General features: G+C 66.5%; 26 protein-coding genes, 2 tRNA genes and 2 pseudogenes. 19 read left to right on the top strand and 11 right to left on the bottom strand.

The window, feature by feature from the left end; all coding sequences use genetic code 11:
• Window positions 1–53: 53 nt before the first annotated feature.
• Both VGV41_RS18250 and VGV41_RS18245 read left to right on the top strand, forming a co-directional pair.
• Window positions 54–332 (top strand): annotated as a pseudogene (locus VGV41_RS18250) (DUF932 domain-containing protein); the annotation flags it as partial.
• A 103-nt stretch (window positions 333–435) separates the two neighbouring features.
• Window positions 436–735: pseudogene (locus VGV41_RS18245) on the top strand (DNA-binding protein); the annotation flags it as partial.
• Between the two features lie 204 nt (window positions 736–939).
• Here VGV41_RS18245 and VGV41_RS18240 read toward each other — a convergent pair.
• Window positions 940–2,424, bottom strand: coding sequence for a helix-turn-helix domain-containing protein (locus tag VGV41_RS18240; protein WP_326865406.1), 1,485 nt, complete (start codon window positions 2,422–2,424; stop codon window positions 940–942).
• A 155-nt stretch (window positions 2,425–2,579) separates the two neighbouring features.
• Here VGV41_RS18240 and VGV41_RS23030 point away from each other — a divergent pair, with 155 nt between their 5' ends.
• From VGV41_RS23030 to VGV41_RS18220, 3 genes are all read left to right on the top strand, one after another.
• Window positions 2,580–3,221, top strand: a complete 642-nt coding sequence (locus VGV41_RS23030) for a DUF2274 domain-containing protein (protein ID WP_414705152.1) — start codon at window positions 2,580–2,582, stop codon at window positions 3,219–3,221.
• Window positions 3,222–3,422: 201 nt separating this feature from the next.
• Window positions 3,423–3,557: a hypothetical protein gene (locus VGV41_RS18225; RefSeq protein WP_326865405.1), complete on the top strand. Its 135-nt coding sequence runs from the start codon at window positions 3,423–3,425 to the stop codon at window positions 3,555–3,557.
• Window positions 3,558–3,811: 254 nt separating this feature from the next.
• Window positions 3,812–4,936, top strand: coding sequence for a site-specific integrase (locus VGV41_RS18220; RefSeq protein WP_326865404.1), 1,125 nt, complete (start codon window positions 3,812–3,814; stop codon window positions 4,934–4,936).
• Between the two features lie 51 nt (window positions 4,937–4,987).
• Here the strand turns inward: VGV41_RS18220 and VGV41_RS18215 are convergent, their stop codons facing one another.
• From VGV41_RS18215 to VGV41_RS18195, 5 genes are all read right to left on the bottom strand, one after another.
• Window positions 4,988–5,173, bottom strand: coding sequence for a hypothetical protein (locus VGV41_RS18215; protein WP_326865403.1), 186 nt, complete (start codon window positions 5,171–5,173; stop codon window positions 4,988–4,990).
• A gap of 364 nt (window positions 5,174–5,537) precedes the next feature.
• Window positions 5,538–5,637 (bottom strand) — tRNA-Pro (locus VGV41_RS18210).
• Window positions 5,638–5,707: 70 nt separating this feature from the next.
• Window positions 5,708–6,172 (bottom strand): DUF192 domain-containing protein, encoded by a 465-nt coding sequence (locus VGV41_RS18205; protein ID WP_326865402.1) that lies wholly within the window; start codon window positions 6,170–6,172, stop codon window positions 5,708–5,710.
• Window positions 6,173–6,229: 57 nt separating this feature from the next.
• Window positions 6,230–6,832 (bottom strand): cold-shock protein, encoded by a 603-nt coding sequence (locus VGV41_RS18200; protein WP_414705150.1) that lies wholly within the window; start codon window positions 6,830–6,832, stop codon window positions 6,230–6,232.
• Between the two features lie 144 nt (window positions 6,833–6,976).
• The gene (locus VGV41_RS18195; protein WP_326865400.1) at window positions 6,977–7,738 is read right to left on the bottom strand and encodes an SIR2 family NAD-dependent protein deacylase; all 762 of its coding nucleotides are present in this window, start codon (window positions 7,736–7,738) and stop codon (window positions 6,977–6,979) included.
• A gap of 64 nt (window positions 7,739–7,802) precedes the next feature.
• On the opposite strand from VGV41_RS18195, the gene VGV41_RS18190 reads away from it, so the two are divergent.
• The 5 genes from VGV41_RS18190 (at window position 7,803) to VGV41_RS18170 (ending at window position 10,057) form a co-directional block, all read left to right on the top strand.
• Entirely contained in the window at window positions 7,803–8,258 is a 456-nt protein-coding gene (locus VGV41_RS18190) for a VOC family protein (RefSeq protein ID WP_326865399.1), read from the top strand.
• Between the two features lie 87 nt (window positions 8,259–8,345).
• Window positions 8,346–8,421, top strand: a tRNA-Glu gene (locus VGV41_RS18185).
• A 653-nt stretch (window positions 8,422–9,074) separates the two neighbouring features.
• Complete coding sequence (locus VGV41_RS18180) at window positions 9,075–9,401, top strand: hypothetical protein (protein ID WP_326865398.1); 327 nt, start codon at window positions 9,075–9,077, stop codon at window positions 9,399–9,401.
• A 94-nt stretch (window positions 9,402–9,495) separates the two neighbouring features.
• On the top strand, window positions 9,496–9,717 hold the full coding sequence (locus VGV41_RS18175) for a DUF3551 domain-containing protein (RefSeq protein WP_326865397.1): 222 nt from the start codon (window positions 9,496–9,498) through the stop codon (window positions 9,715–9,717).
• Window positions 9,718–9,913: 196 nt separating this feature from the next.
• Entirely contained in the window at window positions 9,914–10,057 is a 144-nt protein-coding gene (locus VGV41_RS18170; protein WP_326865396.1) for a hypothetical protein, read from the top strand.
• Here the strand turns inward: VGV41_RS18170 and VGV41_RS18165 are convergent.
• Entirely contained in the window at window positions 10,051–11,097 is a 1,047-nt protein-coding gene (locus VGV41_RS18165) for a lysine-2,3-aminomutase-like protein (RefSeq protein ID WP_326865395.1), read from the bottom strand. The two genes, VGV41_RS18170 and VGV41_RS18165, sit on opposite strands and share 7 nt — an antisense overlap.
• The gene (epmA, locus tag VGV41_RS18160) at window positions 11,094–12,140 is read right to left on the bottom strand and encodes an EF-P lysine aminoacylase EpmA (protein ID WP_326865394.1); all 1,047 of its coding nucleotides are present in this window, start codon (window positions 12,138–12,140) and stop codon (window positions 11,094–11,096) included. The genes VGV41_RS18165 and epmA overlap by 4 nt, the downstream gene beginning before the upstream one ends.
• A gap of 121 nt (window positions 12,141–12,261) precedes the next feature.
• On the opposite strand from epmA, the gene efp reads away from it, so the two are divergent.
• The 3 genes from efp to VGV41_RS18145 all read left to right on the top strand — a co-directional run bounded on the left by efp (window position 12,262) and on the right by VGV41_RS18145 (window position 15,968).
• Window positions 12,262–12,828: an elongation factor P gene (efp, locus tag VGV41_RS18155; RefSeq protein WP_326865393.1), complete on the top strand. Its 567-nt coding sequence runs from the start codon at window positions 12,262–12,264 to the stop codon at window positions 12,826–12,828.
• A 141-nt stretch (window positions 12,829–12,969) separates the two neighbouring features.
• Window positions 12,970–14,652: a M23 family metallopeptidase gene (locus VGV41_RS18150; protein ID WP_326865392.1), complete on the top strand. Its 1,683-nt coding sequence runs from the start codon at window positions 12,970–12,972 to the stop codon at window positions 14,650–14,652.
• A 77-nt stretch (window positions 14,653–14,729) separates the two neighbouring features.
• The gene (locus VGV41_RS18145; RefSeq protein ID WP_326865391.1) at window positions 14,730–15,968 is read left to right on the top strand and encodes a lytic murein transglycosylase; all 1,239 of its coding nucleotides are present in this window, start codon (window positions 14,730–14,732) and stop codon (window positions 15,966–15,968) included.
• On the opposite strand, the gene VGV41_RS18140 is transcribed toward VGV41_RS18145, so the two are convergent.
• Entirely contained in the window at window positions 15,952–17,148 is a 1,197-nt protein-coding gene (locus tag VGV41_RS18140; protein ID WP_326865390.1) for an MFS transporter, read from the bottom strand. The two genes, VGV41_RS18145 and VGV41_RS18140, sit on opposite strands and share 17 nt — an antisense overlap.
• 145 nt (window positions 17,149–17,293) lie before the next feature.
• On the opposite strand from VGV41_RS18140, the gene VGV41_RS18135 reads away from it, so the two are divergent.
• Entirely contained in the window at window positions 17,294–18,157 is an 864-nt protein-coding gene (locus tag VGV41_RS18135) for an oxaloacetate decarboxylase (protein ID WP_326865389.1), read from the top strand.
• 12 nt (window positions 18,158–18,169) lie between these two features.
• Window positions 18,170–19,567: an MmgE/PrpD family protein gene (locus tag VGV41_RS18130; RefSeq protein ID WP_326865388.1), complete on the top strand. Its 1,398-nt coding sequence runs from the start codon at window positions 18,170–18,172 to the stop codon at window positions 19,565–19,567.
• A gap of 3 nt (window positions 19,568–19,570) precedes the next feature.
• On the opposite strand, the gene VGV41_RS18125 is transcribed toward VGV41_RS18130, so the two are convergent.
• Entirely contained in the window at window positions 19,571–20,539 is a 969-nt protein-coding gene (locus VGV41_RS18125) for a tripartite tricarboxylate transporter substrate binding protein (protein ID WP_326865387.1), read from the bottom strand.
• A 78-nt stretch (window positions 20,540–20,617) separates the two neighbouring features.
• The gene (locus VGV41_RS18120) at window positions 20,618–21,535 is read right to left on the bottom strand and encodes a LysR family transcriptional regulator (RefSeq protein WP_326865386.1); all 918 of its coding nucleotides are present in this window, start codon (window positions 21,533–21,535) and stop codon (window positions 20,618–20,620) included.
• Between the two features lie 211 nt (window positions 21,536–21,746).
• Between VGV41_RS18120 and VGV41_RS18115 the strand changes: the two genes are divergently transcribed.
• From VGV41_RS18115 to VGV41_RS18100, 4 genes are read left to right on the top strand one after another with little or no spacing between them, the layout of a single operon-like run.
• Window positions 21,747–23,558, top strand: coding sequence for a thiamine pyrophosphate-binding protein (locus VGV41_RS18115; protein ID WP_326865385.1), 1,812 nt, complete (start codon window positions 21,747–21,749; stop codon window positions 23,556–23,558).
• 3 nt (window positions 23,559–23,561) lie between these two features.
• The gene (locus VGV41_RS18110; RefSeq protein WP_326865383.1) at window positions 23,562–24,401 is read left to right on the top strand and encodes an ABC transporter ATP-binding protein; all 840 of its coding nucleotides are present in this window, start codon (window positions 23,562–23,564) and stop codon (window positions 24,399–24,401) included.
• Window positions 24,398–25,180, top strand: a complete 783-nt coding sequence (locus VGV41_RS18105; protein ID WP_326865382.1) for an ABC transporter permease — start codon at window positions 24,398–24,400, stop codon at window positions 25,178–25,180. Before VGV41_RS18110 ends, VGV41_RS18105 begins: the two co-directional genes overlap by 4 nt.
• A complete protein-coding gene (locus VGV41_RS18100; RefSeq protein ID WP_326865381.1) occupies window positions 25,159–25,950 on the top strand; it encodes an ABC transporter permease in 792 nt (263 codons plus the stop codon). The genes VGV41_RS18105 and VGV41_RS18100 overlap by 22 nt, the downstream gene beginning before the upstream one ends.
• Window positions 25,951–26,394: the final 444 nt, after the last annotated feature.

The raw sequence follows: 26,394 nt of genomic DNA, 5'->3' as shown, positions 1-26,394 counted from the left end.
GCGGCGACATCCGCGAGCTTGCTTGGATCATGTTCCGCGAGAGCACAAAGACCTCGATAGCCATCTACAATCCCCGCGTCGACATCACCACGGATACGAAGACACTCTATGCGTCTGACCGCGACGTCTTCATCTTTCTCGTCGACGACCTCAACCCGATCGAGGCCGGCCGCCTGTCCGACGGCTCCCCCGACCTCTACTTTCGCGGCTTCTACTGCTGGAACTCCGACGTCGGCGCCAAAACGCTCGGCATGGCGAGCTTCTACCTTCGCGCGGTCTGCCAAAATCGGAATCTATGGGGCGTGGAGGACTTCGAGGAAATCGCCACCCGTCGCGGAGTAAATCCTGATGGCTACTGCAACTCAAAAGATCGTCCTGTCGTCCTCGCGCGACATCCCCTTCAACAAGCTGGTGCTCAGCCAGTCGAACGTGCGGCGCGTGGCGTCCGCATCGCCGGCGCTGCTCGACATCTATGCCGAAGACGGCATGACGTTGGAGCAACTCATGGCGTTCACTGTGTCGAACGACCACGCGCGTCAGGAACAGGTCTGGGACGCGATCAAGGACGCCTGGTCAAAGGAGCCGTACCAGATCCGGCGCATGCTCACCGAGACTACGGTGCGCGCGTCGGACAAGCGGGCCGTCTTCGTCGGCGTCGGGGCCTACGAGGCCGCCGGCGGCGTCACCATGCCGGAGCAGCTGCGCCTGACCGATGATGCAAGGGTGCGCGCCCCGGAGGCCGACACCAGCGGCGAGGACGACATCGGGTCCCTGCCCGCGTTTTTCGCCAGCGACGACAAAGAGGAGATCGAAGCCGACGATGAGGAGCACCACCTCGCTGCGGCGGAATATCCGAAACGCGGAGCGGCCTCGGCCGCTCCGCGGTTCGTCAATCGACGCCACCAGGCTGGTGATCGATCTTACGAGGCGTCGTGGAGGTTAAGGGTTTCTTGGCACCATTTTGATCCGCGGCGAGAGGAAGACCTTGTCTTGTCCGTTCAGATTGTTCTGAGACCAACGTGGCACGCTCGCAAAATGCTTGAAGGTGTCACGAAACACAGCGTCCTCAAAGAATCCAACGAGGTCCCAAGAGTCTCGATCGGAAAATGGAACGGCGAAAACGAAGACATAGCAACCTAGCCTGAACTCACCAACGAGGTGCGGCAGGCGCGACGTTTCGTCCTTCCGTCGATATACGGTTATTTGCGCCGATGGATTCGGCGGCAAGTCAACAACGGTGGCCGCAACGTTCGGAAGGACCTGGTCCCGATGTTTGCTTTCGCGAAGCCACTCGATGGTTTTCTCCAGATGCGAAAGCTCCTTCGCGTCGATCACCGAGAGGACGATTTTCACTAGGGCCTTATATGCCGCTACCGGGATCATCGGCGCGCCTTTGCCCAAATGTACCGAAATCGCTCCGGTCTTGTCAGCTTTCGATACGTCCTTCGATGCGATGTTTAGCTTTTTTCCGTCGTGGAAAACTTTGCCTTCGGCGAACGTGAGCTGGGGACGGCCGTCATTCTTTCCCCGGCCCTGTATGCCGAGAAAGGCGCGTTGGATATCCAGCATCGCCACCAGGGACGGCTCAGTTTCTCTCCCAAAATAGTTATTGCAGTCGTCGCATTCGTTCGCGACCTTCAGATGATCGTTTCCCAACGCAGTCGGAATGGCATGGGCCGCGCTCTTGAACGTTGCGCCCTCCGTGGCGGTTCGATCGCAAAACCGGCACTTCAAACGAGCACGGTCCATCTTTCCGATGACAGTTGGCCTATCGGTTCGCGGCGACGACATGTCGTATCGCGCGAGCAACGTTCCGAAGAGATTGTGCATTCCGTCCGGGTCAGCTTGCTCGTCGGGATGGTTCAGACGAAACACATGGCGCTCGCGCTCAAGCTGTTCAGCGGTTGACGCTGCCTTTTCCGGAAGCAGAAGGAAATACTCATCATCGCGCAGGACCTGAACGAATTTCTTCAATCTGTGGAGCTGAGGGACCGCAGCGCTGTGCTTTGAGACTAGATCTTCCAGGCTCTGCTTGAGAGCAGCGGTCGCCGATTGCACCGGATCGAATGACGCCACGCCTTCTTCGACCTTGCCGAAGATGGAGAGCACCTCAGCGACCGCGTCCGCCGCCTCAACGGTGTAATGGAGCTGGAATTCAGCGCCGTTGCTCTCACTCATCAGGAAGAGGCTGAGCTGCTGCAGGAGCGAGGCGCCACCTGGAGTGAACCGCACACCGGCTGCCTCTAAAGCCCCACGCATGGCGCTGAGGTTATTCGTAATCGGGACGCGCTGCCCCTTTTCGAAGTCGGCGATCGTCGAAACACCGACATCGGCAGCCTTGGCCAAGTCAGCTTGCGACCATTGCAGGAGCGCGCGGGCCGAGCGCGCTTGCTCGGCACGGAGGATAGGTTGATCTTCTAGCATTTTCTATTAACTCAATGATTTTCGCTGACCTTAGCTAAAATCCTTGTGAAGGTAAAATCCTTCCGAGAGAGTGAGAGGGCCGCCGGCCGGGTTTGAGCCCGACCGGTCGAGAGAGAGCGCGGGATCGGCACGACCGTCTTCCGCTCTCTCGAGGTATCCTCCATGCTTCACACCCCGATCCAAGGCGCCGCCCCGGCGCCCTCGCTTCCGCTCGCGCCCGATGCGCCTTCGATCCCCCGGCGCCGGTCCAGGTAGTCGAATTGCCGCGACCGCTGCCGCTGCCCGGACAATTGCAGCGGGTGGAGCCTTCACGGTCGACGCCAGAGCCCGCCGACCCAACCGCGCGCGTGAACCAGGCGAACGCGGCGGCGCGCATGCAGCCAGTCCGCAACGGCTTCATCAACTCGATGCAGGTCTATCCCTTCACGCAGGGCGCGCTCTATCAGGTCTATACGGCCGTCGGTCAAATCACCGACATCGCGCTGCAGCCGGGCGAGCAGCTCGTCGGCTCCGGGCCGGTAAGCAACGACAAGCCGGTGAGAGTAACGGTGGAATTGCCGGCCGCTTTGCATCGCGATCTCGTCGCCTATGCCGCTGCTCTTGCCGAGGCAAAGGGACAATCGGCGATCAAGCCGAAGAAGCTCATCGTCCCGATGCTGCTCCTTTCCAGGACGCCTCTTCGGCCCCGTTTGGGGGACCCTTCGGGCCCAGGACCTCAAGATCTTGCACGGCGACCTCGCCGACTAGCCCCGGCGTCATGTAGACCAGGATGCGGGGCGCCTATCGCCGGCAAATAATCTTCGAGCCAACCGGCCCCCGCAAACGACCAGGACGGCAAGGCCGACCCGAGCGTCGCCGGTCGACCGGCTGCTCCCGCGCTCAAGGCCGCCCCCGAGCGCTTACCAGGGGCGCGAACTGATACTGTTTCTCCTGGCCTATCTCGCCAGCCATTCGCCGGCACGACCGGGCCGCACGGCATGCCGGCCTGCGCGCCGCGCATGCTGGCGCACCTCTCCGCCAGAGTGACGCCGGCGAGCGGGCTTGCCGTCGGCGATGTACGGCTTGTCTGCGAATGGCGCGAGGCCGCCCCCGCGCTCGATGCCGATGGCAACGACACGGCACCCGCGCCGTGATCAGCGAGCCGCTCCCGGCGCAGCGCCGGAGGCGGTTATCCACAGAGACGAGACGCGGGAACCCGCGTTAATGTCGTACCTTTGAGGCCTCCCGAGCTGCAAAACGGCTCGGAAAATGCGTCAAGACGCTGACGGAGCGCGCCGATGCCGGCGAGGTGTCGCTCGCGCCGGCCGGAGTGCCAAAAAACCCCGCCGCGGCTATGATCCGGCCGAGCTCGACAGATTCACCGAACAGCGAAAGACGAGCGCCGGCCGTGCCTGTCTGGAAACGACCCGACGGAATTTATCAATACGACTTCCGCCTCAAGGGTCGTCGATATAACGGCCCTACTGGCGTGCGCGAAAGGCGCGCCGCCCTCGTCGTCGAAGCGCGCGAGCGGGAAAAGGTACGCGAAAAGTTGAAGAAACTTTCGGCCGCCGCCGGGGCGGCCGACATGACGGTCGAGATTGCGTTCGCGAGGTTTTGGGCCGAGGTCGGCACCCACTATTCCGGCAACTACCGTCAGACCGTATGGGCCGCTTTGCGATGGCTGACGGCCGAACTCGGCGCGGCGACGCCGTTGCGCGACCTCGGCGCGAACCGCATAACCCAAGCGATAGCCAAGCGCCGGGCCGACGACGTGTCGCCGTCGACGGTGAACAGAACCGTGACCGAGTTGCTGCGCACGGTGATGCGCCGAGCGGTGCGCGCATGGGAACAGGAAACGCAAGCCCATAAAATCGAGTGGCATCGCCTCATGCTGCGCGAGCCGCAAGAGCGGGTGCGCGAGTTGCGCGACCACGAGGAAACGAAACTCGTCGTCGACATGCGCGACGATTATCTGCCCGTCGTGCGGCTCGCGGTGCTCTCAGGTCTGCGCAAAAAGGAATTGGTCGGCTTGACCTGGTCGGCGATTGACTGGACGGCGCGCACGATTTCGGTGCGCGGCAAAGGCGACCGCGTGCGCCTGGTGCCGCTAACCGACGGGATGCGCGCCATCCTTAGCCCCTTGCGCGGGCATCATCCCGAGGCGGTCTTTACCTACGTCGCGACGCGCGCCGACAAAGAGCGCGAGATCGCCAAAGGCAAGCGATACCCGATCACCTATGCGGGCTTATCGAGCGTGTGGCGGCGGTTCGCCGACCTCACCGATTTCCGCTTTCACGACCTGCGCCACACCGCCGCGACCAGGCTACTGCGCGCGACCGGCAACTTGCGCTTTGCGCAACGGCTGCTCGGGCATTCGACGATCTCGACGACGGCGCGTTATGCGCACGTGACCGACGAGGATTTGCGCGCCGGGATGGAAGCGGCCGAGCAGGCCGCGCCGGTCGTCAAGCCGGCCCCGGAACCGGCCGCGCCGGCGACGACAAAGACGAAGAAGACGGCCCGGCGGTAGCCGGGCCGTTTCGGTTGAGGCGGTCGCTCGTGCGTTATTTCAGGTCGGCGGTTATATCGGCCGTCGCAGCGCGAAAACGCGCAAGAGCGCGGCGCCGGTCGGCCTCATGCGTGCCCCCCTTGGCCGGCGAGCGTGCGAACTGCGCGGCTCGAATGCGTCGGGACGTTCCCGCAGCGCGTGCGCGCCTTTCGTGCCGGTGTCGAGGACGAGCAGCTTCTCGACGGTATCGGCGAGCATGCCGGCCTCGCCACCGGTGAGGCTTGCGAGAAAATCGTCCCTCACGTCGAACAGGGGTTTCGGGATCTCCTTTCGCCGGCGGATGCGCGCCCCTCGCCTCGACCTCGGCCAGCCCTTCGCCTCGGCGCCGGCCTCGGCATAAGACGCTCTAGCCCTTTCATCAGCTCGGCGTCGCTCATGGTCGCCCCGGCTGCGACCGCAGCTCGCCGGCAAACGTATCCGGTCGCGAGGCGCAGCAATTCCTCGGCGAACTCTATCTTCGCCTTGTAAGTCCCGCCGGCCTCGCCGCCCTCACCGACGGAGCCGTGTTCACCTGCCGAGAACCGCACGACGGGCGCGCGGCGTCACAACATTTTTCACAACATGGGGCGCGGCGTGGGGATAAGGCGTTGCCGGCATGGTGGAATTTCGGCTGCGCTATTCTGGTCCCAAACCAGACGCGCTACCAGACTGCGCTATGCCCCGATGCCGTCGATGCGGGCGCGCGGCGCCGCACCGGTTCGATACACGCTCACCCGAAGCCCAGCAACCGGCTCAACGGCCGTGGAAGATCGGATTGGCGACGCGATCGCCGGGCACGATGCCGAGCTTGCGCGCCGTTCCACCGGCGACCTCCAGCACCGCCAGCACCGGCCCGTCCGACGGGATCACGGTCTCCGACAGCGGCTTGGCGTTCTCGGCGATATTGGCGATGCGGCCATCGCCGCGAATGAAGATCATGTCGAGCGGGATGTAGGTGTTCTTCATCCAGAACCCGACCGGCGCCTCGCGGTGGAAGTCGAAGAGCATGCCCTGCCCCGGTGGCAGGCTCTTGCGGAACATCAGGCCCTTCTCGCGCGCCGCTTCGGTGTCTGCAATCTCGACGCTGAAAACCTGAACGCCGCTCCTGGTGGTGATCTCCACCGTATTCCGGTCGAACGCCCATGCGGGCACCCAGCCGGGCACCAGCGTCACGAAGAGCGCGAATGAGGCGACGGCAAGCGAGCGGAGCATGGGCATGCGCCAGCACTTACGCGCCGGCGCCGTCCGCGGCAACGGGAAATTGACGGGAACCCGTCAGTGCGACGCCGGCCCGAGCGAGCCGCCGTCCGGCCGCACCTCGGCCGCCATCAGCCCCTTCGGGCCGGGCCCGAAGCGGACCAGCACAGTCTGCCCCGGCCGCAGTTCGGCGATGCCGTAACGCCGCAGCGTCTCCATGTGCACGAAGATGTCCGGTGTGCCGTCGCCGCGCGTCAGGAAGCCGAAGCCGCGCAACCGGTTGAACCATTTCACCTGCGCTCGCTCCAGGCCGCTTGTCGGCGTCACCGTCACGTGCGTGCGCGGCGGCGGCATCTGCGCCGGATGGATCGCGGTCGACTCGTCCATGGAGACGATGCGGAAGGCTTGCAGGCCCTTCTGCCGCGCCAGCACTTCGACGACGACGCGAGCGCCTTCGTAGGCCGCCTGATAGCCGTCGCGGCGCAGGCAGGTCACGTGCAGCAGAATGTCGGGCATGCCGTTGTCGGGGACGATGAAGCCAAATCCCTTCGAGACGTCAAACCACTTGATGACACCTGTCAGCTCGACGAGATCGGCCGCCGTGTCGTCGACGATCTCTCGGATAGTCCCTGGCCGGAAATTTGTCCCAGGCATTTTTAATTCAACCCCGTCCGACGCCATAACCGCCCCGGCGTCGTCGCCTGCTGGCGCCTCTTCAAGAGCGCTTCAACGAATCTTGTCGAATCGAAGATAACATCAGGCCTTCATCCGCAAAGGCCAAAATGGGCTTGCGCACAAGCTGTACACAGCGCCAATGGCCGCGAATCAAAGCGCGATGAAGGGCGTGAAGGCGTCGCCGATGTCCTGACGGACGACAAGATCGGCGATGTCATCGAAGTCCGTCGGCTCGCGGTTGACGATGACGAGCGACGCGCCGTTCCGCTTGGCCATCAAGGGGAATCCGGCCGCCGGCCACACCACGAGCGACGTGCCGACGGCAAGGAACAGATCGCAGGCGCGGGTCAGTTCCTCGGCACGCAGCATCGCCTGTTCCGGCATCGCCTGCCCGAAGGACACGGTCGCGGTCTTGATATATCCACCGCAATCGCAGTCGGGCGCGTGTCCGCCCGCCGCCTCGAAGCGGGCACGGACATCAGTGAACTCGTAACGATCGCCGCAATCGAGACACAGCGCATAGGTCGTATTGCCGTGCAGTTCGACGACATCGGCGGCCGGAATGCCCGAGGCCTGATGCAGGTTGTCGATGTTCTGCGTCACCACGGCCGGCACCTTGCCGGCGCGGTAGAGACTCGCCAGCGCGCGATGGCCGCGGCCCGGGCGCGCGCCGCCGAACTGGTCCTGCATGGCGAAGCGCCGCCGCCAGGACTCGTCCCGCATCTCGCGGCTGGCAAGGAATTCGTCGAAGTTGATCGGCTTGTTCTTCGTCCACAGCCCGCCCGGCGAGCGGAAATCCGGAATGCCGCACTCGGTCGAAATGCCGGCGCCGGTGAACGGTAGGATGTTGCCTGCGTCTTCGATGAGTTCGCGCAGATGCGCGACGGCAGTTTCGAGATCGGTGGCGATCATTGTTATAGTGCCGGCGCGGTCCGGTCAGGCGGCCGCCCGATATCCCTGCCAAGAGGTTCTGTCCATGCGATATCTGCACACCATGTTGCGCGTGCGCAATCTCGACGCCGCGCTCGATTTCTATTGCACCAAGCTCGGGCTGAAGGAGACGCGCCGCCGGGTCGACGAGAAGAACCGTTACACCTTGGTGTTCCTCATCGCTCCGGAGGACGAGAGCGTGGTCGAGGACAGTAAAAAGAAGGGCCGCCCCGGTCCCGAGGTCGAGCTGACCTACAACTGGGACAGCGAAGACTACGGCGAGGCCCGCTACTTCGGCCACCTCGCCTACGAGGTCGACGACATCTACGCCACCTGCGATCGGCTGATGAAGGCCGGCGTCACCATCAACCGGCCGCCGCGCGACGGCATGATGGCGTTCGTCCGCTCGCCCGACCTGCACTCGATCGAGATCTTGCAGAAGGGCGCGGCCAGGCCGCCGCAGGAGCCGTGGGCCTCGATGAAGAATACCGGCCACTGGTGATCGCCTGCCGGCGACGCTTGCGGCTGGCGGCGATGCTCTTTATACGTCCCCAGCCGCAACCGGCCGGCTTGGCCCGGTCCGTGGCATGCGCCCTTCGTCTAGAGGCCTAGGACACCGCCCTTTCACGGCGGCGACACGGGTTCGAATCCCGTAGGGCGCGCCAGCAAACCTTCCGCGCCACGACTGCCCGTTCCGCCGGCGAACGAGGTGCGATCGCGGTATGCCGCCGCGGCAGAGCCGCTCTGCGGCAGGTTCCCCGGTTTCTGCGCGTTGAATTGGGGAATGCGCGACCCCAGTCCACCCTCTCCGCACTGTTCCGCCTGCGGCGGACGCCTGATCGTCTTTGTCCGTCTGCCGCACACCGGATCACGCAGCCGCCTGACCTATTTCAGGTGCGAGCGCTGCGCGCACGTGGTCATCGTCGAGGAATAGCGGGCCGCCTGCTCGCCAGCGGGCAGCGTGCTGCAAAAGCGGCCACCTCGACTTGCTCCGCACTCGCTGATGTAAAGCAGGCGCGCCTCAACGTGCGAATGCCCGCCATCGTCTTGCGCCGGTGGATGGCCGATGTCCGCGGACAAATACGATCTCCGGACGTTGCGCCGGAAACGCGGCCGCGATGGCACGGCTCGTGCATCGTCACAAATGGTTCGTCGCTGCTTCACCCCTCTCCCCTAGAGAGGGGCGCGACATTGGCCTGCCGTGCCGGGAAGCGGTCATTTCAAGTCCTGCTTTTCATTTGCCGTTGTGACATCCGTCGAACACGCGCGTGCTTTTGAAATTGACCAGTGCACTCATGGCCAACCCGGACGACCCGCGATGATAGTGATTGCACACAGCATCCAGACGGTGTTCGCATCGTCCGACGCTTGGGGATATGCCGCCTCCTCGCTGGTGTTGATGACCTTCTGCATGAAGCGGATGGTGCCGCTGCGCATCGTGGCGATTTGCAGCAATCTCGCCTTCTTCGCGTACGGGCTGTTGCTGCATCTGATGCCAATCCTGCTGCTGCACGCGCTGCTGATGCCGATCAACCTCGTCCGACTGCTACAGGCGGCGAAGGTGACGATCGGGCGGCGGCCGAGTTGGGCGTGGCCTGTCGATCAGCTTGCGCGGGTGTGGTCACAGGCCCGCGGCGGCCCCTGACGTCAAGCGAGGGCCGAGCGAGGATTTCGCCGAGCCCTGCAACAATGTGGCCTCTCCCGCGTTGCCGGCCTATCACGCGTTTGTGAGGTCCGACATGCGCCTCGTTCTGGCCACCGCCCTCGTCGTCACCGCCATCGCCTCCGCGGCATCGGTGCCGGCTGCGGCGCGCAGTCGCGGTCCCTGGTGCGTCATCGAGAACAACGGCAAAGCCAGCTGGATCTGTTATCCCACGCACCGGCTTTGTCATCGCTTCGGCGAAGCGCCGGGCACCGGCCTTTATTGTGTGCAGAACCCCGCCTGGAGCGGCCGCGACTGAACGCCGCGTTGCCGACAACGCCGGCACACCTCGCTTCCTGCGCGCGCTCACAGCGATGTGCAGTCCTGCGACGTTATGCCTGCCATGCAGGGCGTGACGCACAGGTGCGGTGAATTTAACGTAGTGGTTATGGGCCGGCCCGCAACGCGGATGTACGCTCCGCGTTGCTCTGCATCGTCGCAAGGAGCTTCGGACCATGATGAAAGGCAAGAACGTCGTCGACGCGCTCCGGCGCGACGTGTTCTTTGTCTGGCACGCCGTGATCGCCGTCGTGTTCATCGGATTCGCCGGTCTGGCGGTCGCCGCCGCGCTGCTCGACCTGCTGTCGATCCGTCACTGATCGTCCGGCGGGTAGACGTGCGTCTGCCCGGTAAAGTCCGTCACCGTGAAGTGCGTATCGTCCGCCGACGCCAGATAAGCGGGCCCCACCGGCGCCTTGCCATGACCGCCGGGGATGTCGAGCACGTAGTCCGGCTGACACAGGCCTGAGACACGCCCGCGCAGCGCGCGCATCAGCGCCTGTCCGGTGGCGATGTCGGTGCGCAGGTGCGCGGTGCCCGGCGCCAGATCGGCATGATGCAGATAATACGGCTTGATGCCGCATTCGACGAGCGCGCGCATCAGCGCCTCCAGCGTCTCGACACTGTCGTTAACACCCTTGAGCAGCACCGTCTGGCTCACCAGCGGCAGTCCGCCATCCGCGAGCCGCGCAATCGCGGTGCGCTGCTCGCGGCCTAGCTCGCCCGCATGATTGACGTGCACGGCGACCCAGGTCGGCTTGCCCTTCACCTTGAGCGCGCGCACCAGCGCCGGCGTGATCGTCTCCGGCGCCGCGATCGGCACGCGCGTATGGATGCGCAGCACCTTGACGTGGTCGATTGCCGCCAGCCCACGCAACGTCTCCGACAGCCGCCGCGCCGAGGCGACCAGCGGATCGCCGCCGGTGAGGATTACCTCCCAGATTTCCGGATGCGCGGCGATGTAGGCGAGCGCGCGGGCGCGCGCTTCCGCCGACAGTGCGTTGGGATGGTTCGGCCCGACCATTTCGCGGCGGAAGCAGAAGCGGCAATAGACGGCGCAGACATGCGTCAGCTTGAACAGCACGCGGTCGGGATAGCGGTGCACGATGCCTTCGACCGGACTGTGTGCGGCATCGCCGATCGGATCGGCGTTTTCTTGCCGCTGCACGTCGAGCTCGGCCACATCCGGCACGAACTGGCGTGCGATCGGATCGTTCGGATCGTTGCGGTCGATCACCGCGGCGAGCGCGGGTGGGATGGCCACGGCGTAGCGCGCGGCCACGTCGGCGAGCGCGGCTGCACGCTCCGGCGCGATCAATCCGGCGTCGCGAAGCTCCTCCGGCGTGCGCAGCGTTTTCATGACTCGACCACCGGCGTCCAGATCACCTGGTCGATGCGTTCCGCGCCCGTCGCCAGCATCACCAGGCGATCGAAGCCGAGGGCGATGCCACTCGCCTGCGGCATCACCGCAAGGGCGTCGAGGAAATCCTCGTCGATCGGGTAGCGCTCGGCGTGGATGCGTTCCTTCTCGTCCATCGCATGCGCGAAGCGCGTACGCTGCTCGGCGACGTCGGTCAATTCGGCAAAGGCATTGCCGAGCTCGACGCCACAGGCATAGAGCTCGAAGCGCTCGGCGACCTTGTCGCTGCCGGGTTTGGCGCGCGCCAACGCCGCCTGCGGCAGGGGGTACTCATAAAGAATGGTCACGCGGCCGCCCTGCCCGAGCCGCGGTTCGATCTTCTCGGCCAGGACGCGGCTGAAGATGTCACCCCAGGTATCGTCGGCGGCGATGGTTACGCCGGTACGCTCCGCTTCACGCGCAAGGCGGTCGCGGTCGCCCTCACCGCCGGCAATCGTGCCGAGCAGGTCGGCGCCGGCGAAGCGGTCGAAGGCATCCGCGAGCGTGATCTTCTCCGGCTCGGCGAACGGATCGGCGGTGCGGCCTCGGAAGCCGAAGGCACGCGTGCCCACAACCTCGGCCGCCGCCCGCATCAACGCCACGCCGTCGTCCATCAGCGTCTCGTAGGCCGCGCCGGCGCGATACCATTCGAGCAGCGTGAATTCGGGATGGTGCAGCGCGCCGCGCTCGCGGTTCCGGAACACGCGGGCGAAGTCGAAGATGCGGGTCTCCCCAGCCGCCAGCAGCTTCTTGCAGGCGAATTCCGGCGACGTCCGCAAATAGAGGCGGCGCCGCTCGTTGCCGGGCCCGATCAGGTCGGTAGCGAAAGCGTGCAGATGCGTCTCGTTGCCGGGCGAGACCTGCAGCGCAGCGGTTTCGACCTCCACGAACCCGTTTTCGGCGAACCAGGCGCGGACCGCGGCGGCGATCTTGCCCCGTGCCAGAAGATACGGCCGGCGGCCGGCATGGACGCCCGGGCGCCAGAAAGGCGGGTTTTGCGGCATTTACCCTGCCCGGGCGCCTGACGGGAAAGGCTGGTATCCCACGTCAGGATGGTTATGGTGCCCCCCGAATCTGCAGCCCGGACCCCGGTACGGGCCCGCCGCCAATCCAAGGATCCCACGCGTGAAAGTCATCGCCAGCCAGCTCCGCAAGGGCAACATCGTCGACATCGACGGCAAGCTCTACGTCGTTCTCACCGCGGAAAACTTCCACCCGGGCAAGGGTACGCCCACCACGCAGGTCGATATGCGCCGGATTTCCGACGGCGTGAAGACCTCGCAGCGCTACAAGACGACCGACCAGGTCGAGCGCGCCCATGTCGAGGACCACGAGTATTCGTACCTTTATCAGGACGGCGACGGCTTCCACTTCATGAACCAGGAGAACTACGAGCAGCTCCAGGTTCCGGAGGACGTCGTCGGCGATTACGCCAAGTACCTGCAGGAAGGCATGGTCGTCTCGATCGCCATCCACGAGGGCACGCCGGTATCGATGGAGATCCCGCAGAAGGTGATCCTCGAGATCGTCGAGACCGAGCCGGCAATGAAGGGCCAGACCGCCTCCGGCTCGTTCAAGCCAGCGACCTTGTCGAACGGCGTGCGAACGATGGTGCCGACCCATATCGTGACCGGCACGCGCGTCGTCATCACGACCGCCGACGGCTCCTACGTCGAGCGCGCGAAAGAGTAAGCTGTCGAACGTTCCGACGTTGTGTCATGGCCGAGGCTTGCCTCGGCCATTGCATTTTGGCGCGCCCACAGGCGCGCAGCGGGTACCCTTGTACGCCCGCGGCCGATGCCGTTAACTCGCCGGGTTCCATAGAGGATTCCCGTGCGGATCGTTGCCGCCCTTGCCGGTCTGGCTTTGCTCCTCGGCCCCGCCGCCGCGGCGGAGGAGATGAGCGCGCCTGTCCTGTCGGTGGCGCAGGTCGACTGGACGCAAGCGGCGACCGATGCCGGCGGCGGCACCCCTTCCACGGCACTGGCGCCGCTCAACGCCGCCACCTCCGTGCGCTTTCCGGGCATCGATCACAGCGGCGTCCCCGTGCTGCTGCCCTTCGACACCGCCGGCTGGCGCAAGGAAGTCGCCGCCAATCCGGCGCTGACGCTGCCGGGCGACGCGGCCGACCGTTTCGTGCAGGGCGGCTTCCACGCCACCCACTTCTTCGACGCCGGACCGGCCGGCTACGACGCAGCCTTCTCGATCCGCACCAATGAGGTGAAGGAGCTCTCGGACATCGACTATGTCGATCCGGTCTACGTGCTGCTGTCCGGCTTCCGCTTCACCTACGAATTGAAGGGCCCGGCCCTGCCCGAGACGACGCCAGTGAAGGACCTCGAGGGCCAGTTCCCGGGCATCGCGCGCACGATGCACGAATACTATCTGCGCACCAGTTTCCAGCGTTACGGCGTCACCTACGTCGTCGCCATCTTCTGCCGCGACGTGCATCCCCGCGCGCGCGTGCTCTCGTGCAATCAGGCGGCGCGCATCGCCGACCGCTTCATCAAGACGCTGCAACTCGCCGGCGGCGCGCCCGATGCGCCGCCGCTCGACGTCGCCGCGGTGCCGCCACGCCCGCAGCCTGTCGATGCCGCCTTCAGCTATTATCCGCCCGGCTCGCTCATTCCCTATACCGGGCTCAAGCCCGACGTGCCCGGCAGCGCCGACATGACGGTCTATGCGCGGCTGCGCTTCCCGATGAAGGAGGCGCCCGCCTACGCAAATTCGCAGTCGTTCAACAGTTGGGGCGACTGCGACTTCACCGGCCGCGCGCCGCGCCGCGTCCGCGCCAAGGACGCCCGCTACGAGTGCAAGGTCAACGGCCGCCCGCTCGTCTTCGACGAAGCCGGTGGCGGCAATTATCGCTATCCCTGGCGCGATAATTTCTGCGAGCACCGCCATTTCCCGGTCGGTCAGTGCCCCGGCGGCGAAGGCCATCAGGGTCAGGACATCCGCCCCAGCTTCTGCAAGAAGCTCAACGACGGCGCCGATCGCTGCGAGCCCTATCAGCAGGAGATCGTCGCGGTGCACGACGGCGTCGTCCTGCGCGCGCGCAAGCAGGAGGCCGTGTTCCTGTTCATCAATTCGCCGCGCGCGCATGTGCGCGTGCGCTACATCCACATGAACCCGAAACAGCTCGACGCCGACGGCATGCTCAGCGGCAAGCGGTTGTCCGAAGGCGACACGATCGGCAAGGTCGGCAACTACAACGATTACGAACGCGGCACCACCTATCATCTGCATTTCGACATGCAGGTGCCGACGCGCATCGGCTACGTCTTCGTCAATCCGTACATGACGCTCGTCTCCGCCTATGAGCGGCTGATCGGCGGGCGTGGAACCGAGATCGAGCCGAAGCCGTTGCCGCCCGCTGCGACCGTCGCCGAAGTGCCGTCGGTTGAGAGCAAGGCGGCCGCCGAGAAGAGCACCACGAAACCGCATCATGCCGCCGTGCGTTTGCCGCCGCATCGCTCGCGTCACCGCGGGCACCGACGCCGGGTCGCGCACCGCTGAAGATTGCGCCCGTCGGCCTTTTGCACGCCGCAAAGCCGCGTTTGGTCGCAACCGACTTAGGCCCATAAGATGCCCGCATGAGATTCGAAACGTCCGCAGTTCCCGCCATCAGCCGCCGCACCTGCCTGATCGGTCTTGCCGCCGTAGCGCTCGCCGCCCCGGCACAGGCGCGCTCGGCCGGTTTCGAGCGCTGGGTCGCCGCCTTCCGGCCGCGCGCGCTGGCGCGCGGCATCTCGGAGGCCACCTACGATCGGGTGATGAGCGCGGTGACGCCCGACACCAGCGTCTACGCGGCGGTCCGTGCGCAGCCGGAATTCACCGAGCTGATGTGGCAGTACATCAACCGCCGCTGCTCCGACTGGCGCGTCATCACCGGCAAGGAGCGGGCGAAAGAGTACGCGCCCCTACTCGGCCGCATCGAGGCCAATTACGGCGTCGACCGCTACATCCTGCTCGGCCTGTGGGGCATGGAGTCGTCGTACGGCGACGTCATCGTCAATCGGAAATACATGCGGCCTGTGATCCCGGCGCTCGCCGCGCTGGCCTATGGCGAGCCGCGCCGACGCCGCTATTGGGAAGCCGAACTGCTCAACGCGCTCACCATCGTCGATCGCGGCTGGGCGCAGCCGAACACCATGATCGGCTCATGGGCCGGCGCCATGGGCCACACGCAGTGGATGCCCGAGGTGTGGCTGCACATGGGCGTCGACTTCGACCGCGACGGCCGCATCAATCCGTTCGGCAAACCGGACGACGCCCTCGCCGGCACCGCGCATTATCTTGCCGTGCGCGGCCGCTACCGGCGCGGCGAAATCTGGGGCTGCGAAGTGATGCTGCCGGAAGGCGGCGAGCACCTCGCCAATGGCCGCGGCTGGCGCACTTACGCGCAATGGCACGCGTCCGGCCTGCGCCGCGCCGACGGCGCCGCCTTCGCGCGGCTGGACGACCGCACACGCCTGTGGGTGCCGGTCGCGGGCGGACCCGCCTTCCTCATCGGCCAGAACTTCTACGCCGTGCGCTCCTACAATCCGTCGATGAGCTACACGCTGGCGCTCTGCCATCTCGGCGACCTGATCCGCGGCGGCCCGCCGTTCCACCGGCAATTCCCCGGCGGCGAGCGCGTGCCGACTTTGGCGGAGGTGAAGGAGATCCAGCGGCGGCTCAACGAGCGCGGCTTCAAGACCGACGGCGTCGACGGCCGCACCGGCTCCGACACGCTGCGCGCGGTGCTCGCTTTCGAGAAGAAGGTCGGCATGACGCCGGCCGACGGCTATGCCGGCCTGAAGGTGCTGGCGCGGCTCAGGCAGCCGGACTGAGCCGCGGCCGCCGCAACAGCAAGGTCAGCACCAGCGCCACGATCGACGAGACGAGCATGACGGCGAAGGCATCGTCGTAGCGGCGTGTGGCGTCGAACACCGCGGCGCCGAGATAGGCGCCGATGCCGCCGCAGATCTGGTGCACCATGGTGATCAGCCCGGTCAGCGCGCCGAGATGGCGCGTGCCGAAACTCTGCTGCACGAAGACGACCGTGAGCGGCGCGGTGACAAGAAAAGTCAGGCCGAACACCAGCGCGAAGATAGCGACCGAGACTTCCGACTGATCGACCATGATCAGCCCGAACACGGCGATGCGGGCGGCGAAGGCGAGCGCCGTCGGCCACACCGGGCCGGCGCGATCGCTGAGATAGCCGGCCGCCACGACGCCAAGGAGGCCGGTCAACCCCATCAGCGCCAGCAGATTGCCGGCGACCAGGCTGCCGGCGCCGCGATCCTGCGCGAAGGCGACGACGTGCGTCGTGACGAAGAAATCGTTCAGGCCGCAGATGGCATAGACCCCGAGCAGCAGCCAGAACTGGCGCGTGCGCGCCGCCTGCGCGATGTTCAATCCCTCCGCCGGCTGCGCCGCCCTGGCGCTGACCGCCTCGCTTTTCGGGATGACGGCGATGAGGAACGGCAGCAGAGCCAGATGCGCGAGGCCGAGCCAGAGAAACACGCTCGGCCAGCGCACCAAAGTCAGCACCGCAGTGAGCGCCGCGATCACCACCAGTTGTCCGACGCTCATGCCCGACATGGTCACGGCGTTGGCGCTGCCGGTGCGCACCGGGAAGGCGCGCGTCACCATCACGCCGACCGGGATCATCGATGCGGCGCCGTTGCCGAGCGCGTAGATGACGCCGTAGAGCAGCACCGCGTGCCACGGTTCCGAGATTGCGCTCATCGCGCCGATGCCGATGGCGCTGACGACCAGCCCGCCGCCCAGCACCAGCCGCGGGCCCATACGGTCGGCGAGCTTGCCGGCCACGAACATGGTCGCCGCCGACACCACCATGAACACGGCGACCGCCAGCCCGATATCGCTGCGCGTCCAGCCGAACTCATCGACGATCGGCTTGAGCGTCAGGCTGACGACGAAGCGCGTGCCGCCACTGAGGAACAGGACGAGGAAACCGGCGGCGAGCACCAGCGCCCGGCTGGCGGGCTTGGACGTATTCGGCAATGGAAAGGACCCGGCATTGAGCTGTCGTTCCTTTCTAGAGGCGTGGCGCGCGCCGCGCCACCCTGCCCTGCGAGGCCCCCGGGTTGGAGGCCTCCGCGCCTTCCGCTAGACACGTCGCGGCCTGAGCCGAAGCCGAGGAACGCCGATGTCCGACAGCCCCAACCGCCGCCTGCGCGCCCTTATCGCCCGCAAGAAGGCCGTGCTCCTGCCCGGCGCCGCCAACGCGCTCGCTGCGCGCGTGATCGAGGATCTCGGCTTCGAGGCGATCTACGTCACCGGCGCCGGCGTCACCAATACTTTCCTCGGCATGCCCGACATCGGCCTTCTGACGGTGACCGAGCTCGCCGATCACGTCGCCGCCATGCGCGACGCCGTGAGCCTGCCGTTGATCGTCGACGCCGACACCGGCTTCGGCAATGCCGTCAATGTCGGCCGCACGGTGCGCACGCTCGAGCGCGCCGGCGCCAGCGCCATCCAGCTCGAGGACCAGGACTTCCCCAAGCGCTGCGGCCATTTCTCCGGCAAGAGCGTCATCCCGACCGCGGAGATGGTGCAGAAGATCCGCGCCGCCGCCGACGCGCGCGTCGATCGCGACTTCGTCATCGTCACGCGCACCGACGCCATCGCCGTCAACGGCTTCGAGGACGCGATGGCGCGCGCCAACGCCTTCATCGAGGCCGGCGCCGATATGACCTTCGTCGAAGCGCCGCGCACGCCGGAGCAGATCGCCGCCATACCCAAGCTCGCCGTGCCGCAGCTCCTCAATATCGTCGCGGGCGGCCTGACACCGATGCTGCCGCGCGCCGAGCTGGAAACGATGGGCTATGCGCTGGTGCTCTACGCCAATGCGGCGCTGCAGGCGGCAGTCGCCGGCATGCAGACCGTGCTCGGGCATCTGAAGGCGGAAGGCTCGCTCGACGGCGTTTCCGACAAGCTCGCCGGCTTCGCCGAACGCCAACGGCTCGTCAACAAGCCGCATTTCGACGCGCTGGAAAAGAAATACTCGTAAGGACACTTTTGCATGTCAGGCAGCACCGGCGGCGACAATCCGCACACCCGCGCTATCGCGCAATTCGTCTCGGGCTTGCGCTACGAGGACATCCCGGCCGAGGTGATCGCGCGCATCAAGCTGCTAATGCTCGACTCGCTCGGCTGCGCCCTCTACGGCACCGGGCTGGAATGGAGCCGCATTCTGCGGACGACGTTGGCCGCGGTCGACACGACATCCGGCTGCCGCGTCTGGGGCACCGGCGAGCGGCTCTCCGCGCCGCACGCGGCTTTGGTCAACGGCACACTGGTGCAGAGCTTCGAACTCGACGACGTGCACCGTCAGGGCGTGCTGCATGTCGGCGCGGTGACGCTGCCGCCGCTCCTCGCCGTCACCGAATTAAAAGCCGGCTTGAGCGGCCGCGACCTGCTGCGCGCCGCCGTCGCCGGTTACGAGATCGGGCCGCGCGTCGGCAAATGCATGGGACCGCAGCACATCGGCCAGGGCTGGCATTCTGGCGCCACGGTCGGCGTGTTTTCGGCCGCGGCCGGCGCGAGCGCCGCGCTCCGCCTGTCGCAGGAGCAAACGGTGCACGCGCTCGGCATCGCCGGCACGCAATCGGCCGGCCTGATGGCGGCGCAATACGGCGCCATGGTCAAGCGCATGCACGCGGGCCGCTCGGCGCAGAGCGGTCTCTACGGCGCCCTGCTCGCGGAGAACGGCTTCACCGGCATCGTCGACGTGTTCGAGTCGCCCTATGGCGGCTTCTGCACCACCTTCTCGCGCTCCACCGACCGCTTCGACCTCAACGAGCTGTCGTGGGAGCTCGGCCGCGCGTGGGAGACCCTGCGCATCTCGCTCAAGTTCTACTCCTGCGTCGGCAGCAACCACACCACGCTCGATGCCATCCGCAAGATGCAGGAGCGTACGCCGTTCGGCCCGGACGATATCGACGAGATCGTCGTGCACGGCTCGCACGTCACCGTCGAGCATGTCGGCTGGCCCTATGAGCCGCAGGGGCTGACCTCGGCGCAGCTCAATTTGCCGTTCTGCGTCGCCACGCTGCTCCTCGAAGGCGACGTCTTCGTCGACCAGTTCAGCGAGGCCGTCGTCAATGACGCGAAACGCATCGCGCTGTCGCGCAAGGTGAAGGTGCTGCACGATCCGGCGATCACCGAGCGCGGCTCGAATTTCCGGCACATGGTGCGCGTGCAGGTGGCGCTGAAGAACGGCACGCGCATGGAGGAAACCGTCGAGGCGCCGCGCGGCAGCGAAATGAGCTTCGCCAGCGAGGCCGATGTCGTGCGCAAGTTCACGACTTTGGCGACGCACACGGTCAGCGCGGCCCAGGCCGCGCGCATCGTCGAGCTCGTGCTCGGCGCCGACAGGCTCGCCCGCGCCGCCGACCTCGTTGAGGCGCTCGCCGCCTGAGCGCTACTTCTTCGTCTTGGCGATGTTGGCAGCGAGGTCGCTCAGCCGCTGCCGCTCGCTCTTGGTGAAGGTGACGAAGTCGGCCACCGAACCGGGCGCCGGCTCGATGCCGGTCGCGGTCAGCTTGTTGGTCACCTCGGGATTGCGCAGCGCCGCCTGCAGCGCCGCGTTCATCTTCTCGATGACCGGCTGCGGCGTGCCGGCGGGCGCATAGAGCCCGGCCCAGTGGCCGATCTGCACCGTCGGATAGCCCTGCTCCGCCGTGGTCGGGATCGACGGATAGGAGCTGATGCGTTTGATATAGGTGGTGGCGACGGCCTTGAGCGCGCCGGCCTTGATCTGCGGCACCACGACGATGCTCGCTTCCGACGTCGCCGACACTTCGTTATTCATGACGCCGTGCACCGAGGCGCCGCCGCTCTTGTACGGGATGATGTTGAACTTCACGCCGGTCGCTTCGGAGATCATTTCGGCGACGAATTCCGGCGTGCTGCCGTTGCCGGCGGTCGACCAGGTCGCCTTGCCGTTCTGCGCCTTCGCCCAGGCGACGAACTCCTTCATGTTGCTCGCCGGCACGCTCGGATTGACGACGATGGTCGAGGGCGCGACCGCGATCATGCCGACCGGCACGAGGTCGGAATCCTTGTAGGGCAGATCCTTGAGCAGCAGGCTGTTGGTGATGGTGCTCGCGGCGCCGACGAGGAAGGTGTAGCCGTCCGGCTGCGCATGCGCGACGTAGGCCGTGCCGATGACCGCGCCGGCGCCGGGGCGGTTTTCCACCACCACGGTCTGTTTCAGTTCCTTGCCGACGCCCTCGGCGGCGAAGCGCGCGATCAGGTCGTTGGCGCCGCCCGGCCCGAAGCCGACGATGAAGTGGATCGGCCGTTCCGGCCATTCGGCATGCGCCGCCGGCGCGGCCAGCGCGCAGGTGATCAGCGAAGCGGCTGCGAGCAGCATCGAGCGCTTGAGCAAGGGTTCCTCCATCCGATTGTTGCCACGTGTTTTGCGGCGACTGTAACGGAACTGGAGGCCGCGCCCAAGCGCTGTCGGCTATTCCGCCGCCACGGCGTGCGGTCGCTGGAAATCCTGCTCGGCGATCCAGCCGCGCATGAAATCGACAAACACCTGCACCTTGCGCGGCACCGCGGAGGTCTGCGGATAGATCGCCAGCAGCGGGCGCGGCGCGATGCGATAGCGCGGCAGCACCGGCACCAGCGCGCCGGCGTCGAGCGCGTCGCTGACCACATAGCGCGGCACCAGGGCGACGCCGAGGCCGGCGATCGCCGCCTTGCGCAGCGCCAGCGCCGCATTCGAGAAGAAGGCGCCGCGCACCTTCACGGGCGTCGCGCCCTTCGGTCCCTCGAAACGCCACACGGTGTCGTTCGGCGTGACGTCGAGATGCACGAGGCAGGCGTGGCCGGCGAGATCGGCCGGCCGCTGCGGCCGGCCGGCGCGCGCCAGATAGGACGGCGCCGCGACGACCACCCAGTCGAGCAGGCCGATATCCTCGGTGATCAGGCTCGCTCCGCGCATGGTGGAGAAGCACAGCACCACGTCGAGCCCGCGCTCCGCGAAATCGTAGGAGCCGCTATAGGGCGTGTTCTCCAGGAGCAGCGACACGCGCAGGTGCGGCTGCACCTTGGCGAAGGCGACGATCGCATCCGACAGATGCAGCGTGCCGAACGATTTCGGCGCCAGCACCTTGAGCAGGCCAGCCGGTTCCCCCCGCCGCCGCACGATGGTCTGCTCGTTCGCCTCGATATCGCGGAACACCTGCTCGCAGAACCGCAGGTAGGCGGCGCCCTCCTCGGTGACGCTAAGCGAACGCGTCGAGCGCGCGATGAGCCGCACGCCGAGCCGCGCCTCGAGGTCGCTGACGTGGCGCGAGATCAGCGCGCGCGAGAGGCCGAGCTGGCTGGCGGCGGCGGTGAAGGAGCCCGAGCGCGCCACGCGCACGAAGCTCTCCATGGTGCGGAAGCGATCCAGATGCGGTCTCCGGCCGGCGCAGATTGGTGCAGATTACGCAACAATATCGTTCGCACTTAGCGACTTCCGCGCGCAAATGTCAAAGTCTAGAGTGCCGGCCCAATCAAGCGCGCGGCACAGGGGCGTCGCGCCAAAACGAGGGAGCGCATCGCCGGCGAACGCCCATTCGGGCTTGCGCCGCGCCACAGTCCACATGCCAGCATCCAGTCAGCCGAAGGCGCAAAGCGCCAAGGATCCCGCCGAGCTCGGCGGTCTCGATCGTCCCGTCGCCGCCGGCGTCAACGCGCCCGGCTTCGGCAGCGACGTCGTCGCCGACGCATTGCGCGCCACCGACATCCCCTACATCGCGCTCAATCCCGGCGCGAGCTATCGCGGCCTGCACGATTCGATCGTGAACTACCTCGGCAATCAGCAGCCGCAGATGATCCTCTGCCTGCACGAGGAAGCGGCCGTCGCCATCGCGCACGGCTACGCCAAGGTGACCGGCAAGGCCATGGCCGCGGCGGTGCATTCCAATGTCGGCCTGATGCACGGCACCATGGCGATCTTCAACGCCTGGTGCGACCGCATGCCGATGCTCATCCTCGGCGCCACCGGCCCCGTCGACTCCGAGAAGCGCCGCCCGTGGATCGACTGGATCCATACCTCGCGCGACCAGGGCGCGCTGGTGCGCGGCTACACCAAGTGGGACGACCAGCCGGCCTCGCCGGGCGCGGCCCGCGAAGCGATCCTGCGCGCTAACTGGATGGCCAACACGGCGCCGTGCGGCCCGACCTACATCAACCTCGACGCCGAGGTGCAGGAGGCCAAGCTCACCGAGCCGGTCGCGCCGATCGACACCGCCCGCTACATGCCGGCGATGAGCGGCGCGCCCGCTCCCGAGGTCGTGGCGCAGGCGGCGGAGCTTCTGCGCGGCGCCAGCAATCCCGTGATCCTCGCCGGCCGCTGCTCGCGCTCGGTCGACGGCTGGGCCGCGCGCATCAAGCTCGCCGAGCGGCTCGGCGCGCAGGTGGTCACCGACCTCAAGGTCGCCGCCTCGTTCCCGACCGATCATCCGCTGCACGCCGGCGCGCCAGGCGGCACCACCATGGCGCCGGAGGCGGTGGAAGCCATCCGCAACGCCGACGTCATCGTCAGCCTCGACTGGCTCGACCTTGGCGGCGCCTTCAAGAAGTGCGGCGGCGCGGTCAAGAGCAAGGTCATCCAGGTCTCGCTCGACCACCAGCTGCACAACGGCTGGAGCATGGACTATCAGGCGCTGCCGCCGGTCGACCTCTATATGGCGTGCGAGCCCGAGGCGGCGGTCACCGCCCTCCTCGCCGCGCTCGGCGACGGCAAGCCGCGCGCCATGCCGAACAACAAGCACGACGTGCCGGCCGCGACCGGCGCCAAGCTCACCGTCGATCACATGACCGAGGCGCTGCGCAAGGCGGTCGCCGGCCGCGACGTGACGCTGACCCACGTGTCGCTGTCGTGGAACGGCGCGCTGTGGCCGCTCAGGCATCCGCTCGATTATCTCGGCTCCGACGGCGGCGGCGGCGTCGGCGGCGGCCCCGGCATCTCGATCGGCGCCGCGCTGGCGCTGAAGGGCTCCGGCCGGCTGGTGGTTGCGGTCTGCGGCGACGGCGACTTCATGATGAACTGCACTGCCATCTGGACTGCGGTGCATTACCGCATTCCGATCCTGTTCGTGATCGCCAACAATCGCTCGTTCTTCAACGACGAACTGCATCAGGAACGCGTCGCCCGCATGCGCAACCGTCCGGTCGAGAACCGCTGGGTCGGCCAGCGCATCTCCGAACCGGACATCGACATCGCCACGATCGCGCGCGGGCAAGGCGCGGAAGGCTTCGGTCCGGTGACCGAGATCGCCGACCTGCCGGCCGTGCTGGCGAAGGCGATCGCGGCGGTCGATGCCGGCAAGGTCGCCGTCGTCGATGCCCGCGTCGAGCCCGGCTACACGGCCGCCACCACCGCGGAAATGACCCGCATCAAGAGCGTCTAGACCATGAGCCCGCCCGCCGCCTCGAACGATGCCATCCTTGTCGCCGACAGGCTGGCCGTCCGTTTCGAGACGGCGGAGGGCCCGGTCATCGCCGTCGACGACGTGTCGTTCAGCGTGCGACCCGGCGAATTCCTGTCGATCATCGGCCCGTCCGGCTGCGGCAAGTCGACCGTGTTCAACGTCATCGGCGGCTTGCTCGGTCAGCACAACGGCACGGTGAAGGTCGCCGGCGAACTGATCGACGGCCCGCACAAGTCGATCGGCATGGTGTTCCAGGAGGAGTCGACCTTCCCCTGGCGCAACGTCACCGACAACGTCGCCTTCCCGCTCGAGCTCACCGGCATGGCGAAAGCCAAGCGCATCGAGCGCGCGCGGCACTTCATCAAGATGGTCGGCCTCGACGGCTTCGAGAAGCGCTTCCCCGGCGAACTCTCCGGCGGCATGCGCCAGCGCGTATCGCTGGCGCGCACGCTCGCCTCCGAGCCGAAGATCCTGCTGATGGACGAGCCCTTCGCCGCGCTCGACGAGCAGACCCGGCTGCTGCTCGGCGACAAGGTGCTGCAGATCCAGCAACAGTTGAAGCAGACGACCTTGCTCATCACCCACAACATCACCGAGGCGGTGCAGATGTCCGACCGCATCCTGGTGATGACCTACCGTCCCGGCCGCGTGAAGCGCATCGTCGACATCGACCTGCCGCGGCCGCGCACCTCCGACATCGTCGGCAGCGAGGCCTTCGGCCGCTACGTGGCGCAGATCTGGAGCGACCTGCGCGAGGAAGCGAGCCGCGGCCTCAAGGACGAAGAAGACCACATGCTGCACCACGAGCCGGCGGCGTCATGACGACGGCTGCGCCGGCGCGCCGCTTCTCGGCCGCGAACCTGGCGCCGGCGGCGACCGGGCTCGGCTGCGTGGTGCTGTTCTTCGTCGTGATGGAAGCCGTGATCCGCGCCGGCATCGTCAGCGAATACATCGTGCCGCCGCCCTCGCAGGTGATCGCCGCGTTCGGCGAGGTCGTGACGCACGAACACATCGTGCACCGCTTCTTCCTGACCATCGGCGAATGCCTGATGGCCGGCGTCATGATCACCGTGTTCGGCGTCGCCGGCGGTGTGTTGCTGCATCGCTATCGGCTGCTGCAGGAGGCGATCGAGACCTGGGTCGCCGCGCTCGCCGCAGCGCCTGTCGTGCTCGCCTACCCGCTGTTCATGGTGATCTTCGGCCGCAACGCCTGGACCATCATCATGATCGGCTTCGTCGCCGCGCTGCCGCCGGTCATCCTCAAGACCATCGAGGGCTTGGCCTCCACGCGCAAGGTGCTGATCAATGTCGGCAGGAGCTTCAATCTCACCGGCAACCAGCAGTTCTGGAAGATCATGCTGCCGGCGGCGCTGCCGACCGTCTTCACCGGCATCCGCCTCGGATTGATCTTCGCGCTGATCAACGTCGTCGGCGTCGAGTTCCTGATCAACTATGGCGGCCTCGGCCAGCTCATCGAGGACCTCGCCGAGCGCTACGACCTGCCCGGCACTTACGCGGCGATCTGCTTCGTCGTCCTGGTGAGCGTCATCTTCTTTCTTACACTGGAGAGGATCGAACGGTGGCTGCGTCCGGTGAACTGAGCAAGGCGCCGGCGCGAACGCCGCTGATCAGCCCCGTGACGCTGCTGCGCATCGTGCTGGTGCTCGCGCTGCTGGCGATCTGGGAATTGCTCTCGCGCTCCGGCTGGCTCTACCGCGACGTGGTGCCGTCGCTCATCGCCATCGGCAAGGCGCTCATCGGATTGCTGTCGAGCGGCGAGTACTACTCCAATCTCGGCGTTACCGCCGCCGAGATTGCCGCGGCGCTGGCCATCGGCGGCGGCGGCGGCATCGTCGTCGGGCTTCTGCTCGGCGGCAACCGCTTCCTCTCGCGCGCCTTCGAAATCTATCTCTATTATCTCGGGCCCACGCCGAAGATCATCTTCTTCCCGGTGATGATCATGTGGTTCGGCGTCGGCTCCGGCTCGAAGGTCGCGCTCGGCGCGCTGTCCTGCTTTTTCCCGGTCGCGCTATCGGTTGCCGCCGGCATGCGGCAGATCGACAAGGTGCTGATCCGCGTCGGTCGCTCGTTCCGCGCCGACACGCGGCAGATGATCACCAAAATCTATTTGCCGGCGATGCGGCATCCGATCATCAACGGCGTGCGGCTGGGCCTGGGCATTGCGCTCATCGGTACGCTGCTGGCCGAAACCAAGCTGTCGAACCAGGGCATCGGCTTCCTCATCATCAACGCCTATTCGACCTTCGACATGCCGCGCATGTACGCGAACCTGATCGTGCTGTTCGCGCTGGCCATCGGCGCCAATGTGGTGGTCGGGCGGCTCGGCGGATTGCATACGATCCGGCGATAGCGGCAGATCGCGTCATCCTTCGCGGCTCGCTTCGCGCGCACCTCGGGACGCGAGAAAGGTTTGGCGCGCGCATCTCGCTGATTCAGATTTCAAACGGCCATGCGCCATCGCCCGTGCTCTTTGGTCGGCCCCGGGCAGGCCCTCGTCGCGAAGTCCAAATCTCGGCTCCCTCAAGGGGAGCGGAGCGCCGGGAAACGCGGGAGCTTGCGAGGCTCCCTGAGCGGCCGGCGAGGCCGCCCGAGACGCTGTGAGGCGTCTCCTCATCCCTTGCGATCGGGACGAGGCGCCTCCCGGCGCTCCACTTTGCGGCGTTCTTGAAGACCCTTTGGGCCGTACTTCCGGGCAGCGACGGGGCCCGTGTTCAAGCCCCCGATCCGGAGCGGTGGCCACCGCTCCTTCGTCGCCGCCGCGTGCAGCCCATCGTTCCGTAGAACTGCGGGCAGC

Origin of the sequence: Pseudolabrys sp. (genome assembly GCF_035943735.1) — a bacterium.
GTDB lineage: Bacteria > Pseudomonadota > Alphaproteobacteria > Rhizobiales > Xanthobacteraceae > Pseudolabrys.
The sequence above is the reverse complement of the archived record's forward strand: the minus strand, read 5'-3'. Positions and strand labels throughout refer to the sequence as shown.

Coding starts and splice junctions, on each gene's coding strand:
- VGV41_RS18240 (WP_326865406.1), bottom strand. CDS start 2,424: ATGCTAGAAGATCAACCTATCCTCCGTGCCGAGCAAGCGCGCTCGGCC.
- VGV41_RS18225 (WP_326865405.1), top strand. CDS start 3,423: ATGCTGGCGCACCTCTCCGCCAGAGTGACGCCGGCGAGCGGGCTTGCC.
- VGV41_RS18215 (WP_326865403.1), bottom strand. CDS start 5,173: ATGCTCGCCGATACCGTCGAGAAGCTGCTCGTCCTCGACACCGGCACG.
- VGV41_RS18205 (WP_326865402.1), bottom strand. CDS start 6,172: ATGCCCATGCTCCGCTCGCTTGCCGTCGCCTCATTCGCGCTCTTCGTG.
- VGV41_RS18200 (WP_414705150.1), bottom strand. CDS start 6,832: ATGGCGTCGGACGGGGTTGAATTAAAAATGCCTGGGACAAATTTCCGG.
- VGV41_RS18195 (WP_326865400.1), bottom strand. CDS start 7,738: ATGATCGCCACCGATCTCGAAACTGCCGTCGCGCATCTGCGCGAACTC.
- VGV41_RS18190 (WP_326865399.1), top strand. CDS start 7,803: ATGCGATATCTGCACACCATGTTGCGCGTGCGCAATCTCGACGCCGCG.
- VGV41_RS18180 (WP_326865398.1), top strand. CDS start 9,075: ATGATAGTGATTGCACACAGCATCCAGACGGTGTTCGCATCGTCCGAC.
- VGV41_RS18175 (WP_326865397.1), top strand. CDS start 9,496: ATGCGCCTCGTTCTGGCCACCGCCCTCGTCGTCACCGCCATCGCCTCC.
- VGV41_RS18170 (WP_326865396.1), top strand. CDS start 9,914: ATGATGAAAGGCAAGAACGTCGTCGACGCGCTCCGGCGCGACGTGTTC.
- VGV41_RS18165 (WP_326865395.1), bottom strand. CDS start 11,097: ATGAAAACGCTGCGCACGCCGGAGGAGCTTCGCGACGCCGGATTGATC.
- epmA (WP_326865394.1), bottom strand. CDS start 12,140: ATGCCGCAAAACCCGCCTTTCTGGCGCCCGGGCGTCCATGCCGGCCGC.
- VGV41_RS18145 (WP_326865391.1), top strand. CDS start 14,730: ATGAGATTCGAAACGTCCGCAGTTCCCGCCATCAGCCGCCGCACCTGC.
- VGV41_RS18135 (WP_326865389.1), top strand. CDS start 17,294: ATGTCCGACAGCCCCAACCGCCGCCTGCGCGCCCTTATCGCCCGCAAG.
- VGV41_RS18130 (WP_326865388.1), top strand. CDS start 18,170: ATGTCAGGCAGCACCGGCGGCGACAATCCGCACACCCGCGCTATCGCG.
- VGV41_RS18120 (WP_326865386.1), bottom strand. CDS start 21,535: ATGGAGAGCTTCGTGCGCGTGGCGCGCTCGGGCTCCTTCACCGCCGCC.
- VGV41_RS18115 (WP_326865385.1), top strand. CDS start 21,747: ATGCCAGCATCCAGTCAGCCGAAGGCGCAAAGCGCCAAGGATCCCGCC.
- VGV41_RS18110 (WP_326865383.1), top strand. CDS start 23,562: ATGAGCCCGCCCGCCGCCTCGAACGATGCCATCCTTGTCGCCGACAGG.
- VGV41_RS18105 (WP_326865382.1), top strand. CDS start 24,398: ATGACGACGGCTGCGCCGGCGCGCCGCTTCTCGGCCGCGAACCTGGCG.